Raw genomic sequence first — 7,983 nt, forward strand, 5'->3', positions numbered from 1 at the left:
GTCCGTGGCCATCCGTATTGCCGGCGAATTAAATTCTCTTTGCCATCCAAAAGGCGTTTGCACAATCCAGTTGACATGATTTTTTACGAGCGGTAGAAAATCCTCTTTCAGAACAGATTCATGACCGGCAACCCAGCTGACGCCTCGCTGCCTTTCCTTTACTATAAGTGACGCACCATTTGAATTCAAGCCGAGAAATAAAATCACCAGGGAGAATAAAATCAGCAAAAGTAAAATGGTTTTCTTCATGTTAATCATTCGGTAATAATGAAGCGCATAATTGGCCGGGTCTCCGAGCGTCTGAGGCATTCTTTAAATCCAGCCTTTTTGAATGCAGAAGCGAGCCCGTAAAAAGCAAAAACATCCGGCATTGGATTTTTCTTTGGTTCTACCGGGTAGCCTTCCAAAATTTTAGCTCCACGTTGTTTTGCAAAATCGATAGCTGACTTGAGGAGAGCAATATTTAAACCTTGTCTGCGATGGTTCTTTTCCACAAAAAAACAAACGATCGACCAAACCGGTTTATCATCAATTGGTTTTAGAATGCGCGAGCGTTCCAAAGCCGAAAAATCTTCTCTCGGTGCGACAGCACACCATGCAACGGGCTTCCCATTACTGTACGCTATGATTCCCGGAACATTGCCACCATCGACATGAGTCTTCATTGCCTTTCTATTACCTTCGCCTTTCTGTTTTTCAAATTCGGAACGTTTCAGGCGGTACCACATGCACCAGCAGCCCCCGCATGCACCTCGCGGGCCAAAAAGTTTTTCAAAGTCCGACCAACGGTCAGGAGTTAAAGGATGGAATTCGAGTTTTTGAATCACGGAACTGCTCCTACTTCCACCATCTCGTTCCAAAGCTCCTGCTTTGAAACGTTTTATTCAAACAACACGACCTGATCAACATCAGCCTCATAATTGACGCCGGGAAGCCCGAAGCCAAACAACTTGAGAAACTCTTCCCGGTACCCTTTAAAATCAGTCAACTCATGCAAGTTTTCCGTGGTAATTTTTGACCACTGCTCATCAACCTCAGCTTGAATTTCCGGGAGCATTTCGAGATCATCCAACCGAATACGACCGGTTTCATCGGTTTCAGGTACGCTGTCTTGATAGATCTGAGTCGCAAAAAGGCGTTGGGTTTGCTCGATGGGGCCTTCATGGGTGCCCGCCTCTTTCATTATTTTAAATAAAAGAGAAATGTATAACGGCACAACAGGTATCGCAGAACTGGATTGAGTAACGATGGCTTTCATGACGCAAACGTAAGCGCTGCCATCGCGGGATTGAAGCCGCTCGTTTATAGACTTTCCTGCCCGTTCTAAATCTTCTTTGGCTTTACCGATGGTCCCGTCTCGATAAATCGGCCAGGTGAGTTTGGGGCCGATATAAGTGTAGGAAATAGTTTTACACCCTTCAGCCAGAAGTCCGGCGCTATCTAAGGCGTCCATCCACATCTCCCAGTCTTCGCCGCCCATGACAGCGACGGTTTCGGCAATTTCTTCCTTTGCCGCCGGTTCCATGTGTACCGCTTTTACCAACGATTTGTCTGTGTCGAGAGTTTGACCGTCGTAATCTTGACCAATGGGTTTGAGAACGGATTTGAAAACTTCTCCGCTTTTAGGGTGGGTGCGCCGCGGCGAGGCCAGACTGTTGACAACAAGATCAACTGGGCCGACATCTTTCTTCAATATCTCGATGGTCGCTGCTTTGATTTCATCCGAAAACGCGTCACCGTTGATACTTTTTGCATAAAGTCCTTCAGCTTTGGCCAGTTTCTCAAAAGCAACGGAGTTATACCAGCCGGCGGTTGCCGGGCGTTTTTCAGACGGCTCCTTTTCGAAGAAAACACCCACCGTGTTGGCCCGGCAGCCAAACGCCGCGGTAATTCTGGAGGCAAGACCATAGCCGGTAGATGAGCCGATAACCAGAACATTCTTCGCACCCTTTTCAATTAACCCTTTGCTTTTTATGGTGTCGATTTGCTCTTTTACGTGCGCTTCGCAGCCAGCCGGGTGTGCAGTAAGACAAATGAATCCTCGAACTTTGGGTTTGATGATCATGAGTTATCCCTTATGTTAAAATCTGCTTGGACAAGTTTAGTGTCGCATATTTACGGAATATTAACGTAAAATTCAAGGGTCAATGCTGATCAAAGAGCATCTGATTGCCATCCGGATCTTTTAACATCGCCGCCAGATCGTCCGATTATAAACTCCTTTCTTTTGAAAAGTTTAGTTTAGATTGATTTGAGAGACTATCGCATCGGCAGCACGTCTTTCCAATCCGTGTTTTCCGGCGGCTCCCAAAGCTCAATACGGTTCCCCTCCGGATCCATGATCCAGCCAAAACGGCCATATTCATATTCTTCGACTTTATCATCGACTTCCACACCCTCTTTGCGCAGTTGTTCGAGCAGCTTGGCCAGATCAGCGACACGATAGTTGATCATAAAAGGCGCGTCGCTGGGTTTAAAGTAGTCCGTATCTTTGGGAAAAAGGCTCCAAACTGTGTGACCTTTTTTCTCAGAATTTTGATGATTCCACTCAAATACTACGGAGCCGTATTCGTCCGGAGTCATGCCAAGATGTTTTTTGTACCAATCCCGGAGTTTTTCGGGGTTTTGAGCTTTAAAGAAAATGCCGCCTAATCCGATAACGCGTTCCATTTACCTTCCTTTCTGGTGTTTTTTTAAATTAATATTTAGACTTCTGCAAAACAGCTTAGTTTTGTCATTTCACAATCCTTTACTTTTGATTTGAACTTTCAGGCGGCGGACTGTGATTTCCCATGTCCACAATAACTTTCCAATTTCCTCCAGCCTGTTTTTTCCAGACGTTGAGATATTTGCCCTGACCCGTTTGCTCCTGGCCGTCTTCATCTTGCCATTTTGCCTGGTAATTTCCCCAGGTGTAACCCATGTCCCCGGAGGCCGAAACTTCAGCACGCTGTGGCTGCCAGGTCAAAGTCACTTTCGGGCCTGCCAACATATTTTCGTAAATTTTATCCCGGCCAAAAATCGGTTCTGCATTGTGTGGCAACTGTAACGCGTCTTCAGCGAGATACAATTTGAAAGCCTCTGCCGCACCCCTGACTCGTGAGGTTTCGGAAAACTCAATGTCGGTTTCGAGGAGTTTCAGGCGATCCGGTTCAGTGTCTTTGACTTCCTCGCTGCAGGCTGAAAATATGAATAAAAACCAAAGTAGAATTTTAAGCATTCTCAAAATAAAAATTTTCCTCCAGTATTGCATCTTTTATTTGGGAACTAAAGGACATTCTTTTAATATTACACTTGAGGTCAAATGTCAAGAAGAAAATTTTGGATTTGTTGTTTTTTTCCCAAACTTTAATATTTCCTGCAAACCAATTTGGATTTTTATTGTCTTATCTTTTATCAGCATCTATAATTCCTTTAAGACGATCTTTTTCTCGAAAAATATCGCAAGCCAACCATTCTGCTAAAGCCAAATTTGTTAAAAACAATAAGGAGGCCTAAAATGAATCTTAATTTCAGATTTCTCAAACTATCCGTTTTAATGCTTTGCTTTTTCACGATCCAGGTCCTTGCTCAAGGGGGCAAAATCGAAAGGACGTTTAAAAATGTAAAAGAAGTTAGAATAAAAACCGTCAGTGGCAACTGTATCGTGCAAAAAGGCGACAAGAACGAAGTCAAAGTTGTTGTGACCTATTCTTATGATGACGAAGACTATGAAGCAGAAATGGATCAGCGCGGCGACCGCCTTATCTTGCGGGAAAGATTTGTGGGCCACCGGGGTAGCTGGCGCGGCCGGTCGATGTGGAAATTGACGGTACCGGATAAAACGGATATTGAGTTCTCTACAGCCTCCGGCGATCTTGAGGTTGCGGACTTGAATTCGGACATTGAAGCCGAAACCGCTTCAGGTGATATTGTCCTTAAGAAAATGAGCGGAAACTTCGATGTCAGCACCGCCAGCGGCGATATTGAGGGTATGGATTTGCAAGGTAGGATTGACCTGGGAACCGCTTCCGGAAATGTTGAATTGCGCGGCTTCACAGGTAATGTTAAAGTTGGCACGGCCAGCGGCAGTATTCGCGTAGAAAATGTCAAAGGTGAAATCGATCTGGGCACCGCCTCCGGCAATATCGATATCAGGGCCTGCTCAGGTGAGTTCGAAGTCGGCGCCGCCAGCGGCGATGTTGATGCAGCCAATGTAGTTATCGAAGGCCGCAGTAACTTCAGCGCCGCCTCAGGAGATGTTAAAGTCTCTTTGGGAAAAGAACTCGCCCACAACTTGAAAATCTCTTCCGCTTCGGGGGATTCGCGCCTGAGCTTTAACGGCCACCCCATTCGCGGCTTCATCGAAATGACCGCGAGTGGGCGGGCGGTTTTGGAGAATTAGATTATACCGAACTTAAATCGGGTGCGATAACTTGGCTTAGGTTAGTTATAAGGAAGTGATAACCCTAATCTAATATTAAATCTCACTTTATTTTCCGTAGCATGTTGCAGGCTTTCACCTTTGCCCCAAAAGAGCAATAGTGTTGGAAAGAAACTCCTGAACTTAAATGGTTTGATATGAGCTTCAATACTTTTTTTTCTCAGGAGTAGCCAAGCTTCAAATGATGGATACTTAAAGAATAACGAAGCTTCAAAATAACCAATATTCTCTGTTAGTAAAGCTGATTTTTTTAAGGTATCACCATTAGAATCTATGAATTTCACTTCGGACTTAGACCAGGGATACCACACTTTTACAAACGACTTAAACCCGTAGTTTTTTTTGTTATTCGTCTTATTCTTTTTCGCCTTATATAAATCAAGCTTGGCATAAACTCTGGTCCAGCCTCTCGAGTCAAAGCCATCTATACCATTCGACTCGTGTTCAACACCTATTTCGGAAGCATATTTAAAATATTGGGACCCTGTAAGAGTCTGCAGAAATTTTGTAATGCGGTTATCTGAGTAGAAAAATGCTCCGGGATTGAAGTTATGCTCTCTAAAGGGTCTTGAGTCTTTGGATAATGACCAAAACGATTTTTGACTATAAGTAACAAAGAAAAATCGAGACTTCTTAACAGTTACCCCAAAGGCATAGCTTACCTGGAATCGTGCATCAGGGAAAGATTCAAACAAATCCTTGTCATTATCATATATCTCTATTACAAAATAGTTAGGTTTGTATAACCTAAAAACATAACGGGTACTATCGTCGTCAGCAATCCTCACTTGAGCGTAGGCAGAAGAAATACATAATAATGCACCTATTATTAAGACCGATTGAATATAGGTCCTTGGTTTTGACATGACATATATTCCTTATTTTTTAAATGACCCACCAGAATTATTATTTCCATATAAGACTGCATCTGTGCTTTAGAATATGGCGCGGCTGATGTCTATCTCAGAAAAAATGCAGAATCTGATATCATCTTCACCCGGACCAAGATTGGCATTAAAGCGCAAACCAAGGGGCATCCCAATGATGGGTAGGTTAGGTATGCAGTGGTCTGGCTGAAAGGTTCGCCACAATCGGAAACCTCATCTCCGTGCCGATTACACCCAACAAACAAGAGATTTAGTGAAAAATAAATACTACAATAAATGAGGTATATCGCATCAATGCTCCTCCATAATTCTAAAAAAAGTCTTTATCAATAGCTTTCGGGTTTGAATTATACGGCTATGATAAAACAGTCAATTACCTAACCAACCGAGAAGACGCAGCTATTACAGCTGACTGTTGAAACGAAATCTTCCACGACTTAAAATCCTTTTTTAAGGCATCCCTTCGAGCGAGTCGAAGTAGAAAAAAATGCGACAGAAAATTTCTTAGAAGTGATAATTGAGGGATGAGATGTTTTATAACTAAGAAATTTCTTTTTCAAAATCAACAAAGTTTTTCTGAGTTTTGCTTGATTTAACAAATAAGAGACGTTTAGATAGACAAATCTCTCAATCTAATTGGAAGTTTTTGAAATCAAAGGAAGAAAAGCGGGTCGGTTGTAAACGAAGAATTACAAACTTGCGGTGTAAACCGCCTCTGCAATCTTAATATCCTGCACCGCAACTCCGGTCAGGTCGGCTATGGTGATTTGGGTGTCTGAAGTACGACTTGGAGCTTTTTCTAAAATAATATGTCCCAATTCCACAAGCTTCTCTGAGGTGCTTTGCTTTGATTGCCTGATAAGTTTCACCGCGCTCGAGGCATTGGGAGATGCTGTCCACAACCACGAGGTCCGCATGACCGAGAATAGCCGCATCCAGCTCTTGTTTTAGAGGCGTGTCAGATCCCACGGCTGTGATGTGGGTGCCCGTCTGCAAATCGCGGACATGAAGTAAAGGCTCAATGGCTGGCGTTGTGGTGACAACCAGATTGCAGGTTTTTTAGTTCTCCTACCGGCGGCACCACTGCTTTGCCGGCGGAGTAGGCTGCAAATCCTTCTTCAATCGCCGGGAGCAAATCGAGGGAAGGCAGGATTTCTTTGATTTGATCGAGGGTTATGATTTTTGTTTGTGGATTCATGAGATTAATAAACTCAGGAATTAAATCATAAAAAGATTCTTCACTTCGCTTCGCTCCGTTCAGAATGACGTAAAAAACCTACGTCAACTCAACAACCAACTCATGAATGCGATCGAGAGCAGGAACGAGGTATTCTTTCGGCAGACCAAAACTGATGCGCACAAAATGATCCAGGCCGAAGTGGTCACCGGGAACGATCAGCACGCTCTTCTCTTTACACAACCGGTTTACAAATGATGTGGAATTGATATCAAGGTTATAGCGAATGAAAGCAATGGCAGAAGCATCCGGAGGCGTCAGACTGAAGATATTTTCGTGGCTGTTCATCCACTCCTGCAAAATCGGGAAGCCGCGGCGAATGTAGTCGCGGGCTCTTTGGATTAATCGCGGTCGAACTTCAGGTGACAAGGCAATAGCTGCCAGCTTGTTGGAGAGCATGGTCGCGCTTAAGGTAGTGTACTCGTGCCGTGCCCAAATCTCATTGGTTGTCTCTTCCGGAGCGACCGTCCAGCCGAGACGCAGACCGGGCAAACCGTAAGCTTTGCTCATGCTTCCCACAGCGACGACTTTATCATAACGTCCATAGAACGAAGCATTCTCTTCTTCGGAAACCCGATCAGCGCCGCGATAAACCTCATCAGACAGAATCCAGGCACCGGAACGCCCGGCGCAGGCAACGATTGCAGCCATTTCAGCTTCAGACAATGTGTGTCCGGTGGGGTTGTTTGGGTTGCAGACAGCGATGAGTTTAGTTTCAGAAGTCACTGCTTCTTCAAGCTCAGCAACATTCATCCCCCAACCCTCTTTTTCCTGCAATTGAAAAGTTTTGATTTTCAAATCATGGTTTTTAGCAATGCCCCAAATCTGCATATAGTTCGGCAGCATTATAACACATTCATCACCGGGAGAAAGCAAAGTGCGAATGGAAATGTAGTTCGCTTCAATAGCGCCGACGGTTACGAGTACATTTTCAGGTTTTGCGCCCGGATAAAGCCGAGCAATATTTTGCCGCAGCTCAGGGATGCCGTTGACATGGGGATAATTTATGTCGGTTTCGAGCAATTTGTCGAGACTCCCGGGCTGTTCATCCAGCAACTCGCGCAGCAAAATCGGATGCACGCCGCTTTCCGAGAGATTGTACTCGACGCCCTGCTCATATTGGGACATCATCCGTTCCATTTCAAAAGGTTGGAATGTAGTCATGAATTTCTCCGTCTTTTTTAAAAAAATAAATTGCACCTCAAAACCACGAGGAACACAAAGATCATTTAGCTTGCATTATTCATAAGATTTCACCACAGAGACACTAAGCCTGTCCTGAGCCTGCCGAAGGGACACAGAGAATAAAAGATTTATAAAGAGAGCGTGTTCAAAACAAAGTTTTTGAAATCGAAATTGATTACGCTAACATATGTTCAATATCTCCAATATAATGAAACCTCTGTGCCTTTGTGTCTCTGTGGTTCATGAATTAT

10 protein-coding genes and 1 pseudogene are annotated in these 7,983 nt (G+C 44.1%); 1 reads left to right on the plus strand and 10 read right to left on the minus strand.

The annotated features are described in order from the left end of the window. The 5 genes from IH879_15360 to IH879_15380 form a co-directional block, all read right to left on the minus strand. Positions 1-249: hypothetical protein (locus IH879_15360; protein ID MCH7676310.1), on the minus strand; the 249-nt coding region annotated here is incomplete at its 3' end. Between the two features lie 5 nt (positions 250-254). Beyond that, positions 255-728 carry a GNAT family N-acetyltransferase gene (locus tag IH879_15365; GenBank protein ID MCH7676311.1) on the minus strand — a complete coding sequence of 158 codons (474 nt, stop codon included), beginning with the start codon at positions 726-728 and terminating at the stop codon, positions 255-257. Positions 729-880: 152 nt separating this feature from the next. Beyond that, positions 881-2,065 (minus strand): trans-2-enoyl-CoA reductase family protein, encoded by a 1,185-nt coding sequence (locus IH879_15370; GenBank protein MCH7676312.1) that lies wholly within the window; start codon positions 2,063-2,065, stop codon positions 881-883. Between the two features lie 194 nt (positions 2,066-2,259). Further along, positions 2,260-2,670, minus strand: coding sequence for a VOC family protein (locus IH879_15375; protein ID MCH7676313.1), 411 nt, complete (start codon positions 2,668-2,670; stop codon positions 2,260-2,262). A gap of 79 nt (positions 2,671-2,749) precedes the next feature. Beyond that, positions 2,750-3,220, minus strand: coding sequence for a nuclear transport factor 2 family protein (locus IH879_15380; GenBank protein ID MCH7676314.1), 471 nt, complete (start codon positions 3,218-3,220; stop codon positions 2,750-2,752). 279 nt (positions 3,221-3,499) lie between these two features. Here IH879_15380 and IH879_15385 point away from each other — a divergent pair, with 279 nt between their 5' ends. Beyond that, positions 3,500-4,384 (plus strand): DUF4097 family beta strand repeat protein, encoded by an 885-nt coding sequence (locus IH879_15385; GenBank protein MCH7676315.1) that lies wholly within the window; start codon positions 3,500-3,502, stop codon positions 4,382-4,384. A 41-nt stretch (positions 4,385-4,425) separates the two neighbouring features. Here the strand turns inward: IH879_15385 and IH879_15390 are convergent, their stop codons facing one another. The 5 genes and pseudogenes from IH879_15390 to IH879_15410 form a co-directional block, all read right to left on the minus strand. Beyond that, a complete protein-coding gene (locus IH879_15390; GenBank protein ID MCH7676316.1) occupies positions 4,426-5,289 on the minus strand; it encodes a phospholipase A in 864 nt (287 codons plus the stop codon). A gap of 710 nt (positions 5,290-5,999) precedes the next feature. Further along, positions 6,000-6,245, minus strand: coding sequence for a hypothetical protein (locus IH879_15395; protein ID MCH7676317.1), 246 nt, complete (start codon positions 6,243-6,245; stop codon positions 6,000-6,002). Then, positions 6,139-6,357 (minus strand): annotated as a pseudogene (locus tag IH879_15400) (ornithine cyclodeaminase family protein). Before IH879_15400 ends, IH879_15395 begins: the two are co-directional and overlap by 107 nt. Then, the gene (locus IH879_15405) at positions 6,329-6,508 is read right to left on the minus strand and encodes a hypothetical protein (GenBank protein ID MCH7676318.1); all 180 of its coding nucleotides are present in this window, start codon (positions 6,506-6,508) and stop codon (positions 6,329-6,331) included. Before IH879_15405 ends, IH879_15400 begins: the two are co-directional and overlap by 29 nt. A 78-nt stretch (positions 6,509-6,586) precedes the next feature. Further along, on the minus strand, positions 6,587-7,711 hold the full coding sequence (locus IH879_15410; protein MCH7676319.1) for an aminotransferase class I/II-fold pyridoxal phosphate-dependent enzyme: 1,125 nt from the start codon (positions 7,709-7,711) through the stop codon (positions 6,587-6,589). Positions 7,712-7,983 lie beyond the last annotated feature (272 nt).

The organism is candidate division KSB1 bacterium (assembly GCA_022562085.1).
Classification (GTDB): Bacteria; Zhuqueibacterota; Zhuqueibacteria; order Oceanimicrobiales; family Oceanimicrobiaceae; genus Oceanimicrobium.

Excerpts from the sequence above, each read along its gene's own strand:
- IH879_15365 (MCH7676311.1), bottom strand. The coding sequence starts at position 728 with ATGTGGTACCGCCTGAAACGTTCCGAATTTGAAAAACAGAAAGGCGAA.
- IH879_15370 (MCH7676312.1), bottom strand. The coding sequence starts at position 2,065 with ATGATCATCAAACCCAAAGTTCGAGGATTCATTTGTCTTACTGCACAC.
- IH879_15375 (MCH7676313.1), bottom strand. The coding sequence starts at position 2,670 with ATGGAACGCGTTATCGGATTAGGCGGCATTTTCTTTAAAGCTCAAAAC.
- IH879_15380 (MCH7676314.1), bottom strand. The coding sequence starts at position 3,220 with ATGCTTAAAATTCTACTTTGGTTTTTATTCATATTTTCAGCCTGCAGC.
- IH879_15385 (MCH7676315.1), top strand. The coding sequence starts at position 3,500 with ATGAATCTTAATTTCAGATTTCTCAAACTATCCGTTTTAATGCTTTGC.
- IH879_15390 (MCH7676316.1), bottom strand. The coding sequence starts at position 5,289 with ATGTCAAAACCAAGGACCTATATTCAATCGGTCTTAATAATAGGTGCA.
- IH879_15395 (MCH7676317.1), bottom strand. The coding sequence starts at position 6,245 with ATGCGGCTATTCTCGGTCATGCGGACCTCGTGGTTGTGGACAGCATCT.
- IH879_15405 (MCH7676318.1), bottom strand. The coding sequence starts at position 6,508 with ATGAATCCACAAACAAAAATCATAACCCTCGATCAAATCAAAGAAATC.
- IH879_15410 (MCH7676319.1), bottom strand. The coding sequence starts at position 7,711 with ATGACTACATTCCAACCTTTTGAAATGGAACGGATGATGTCCCAATAT.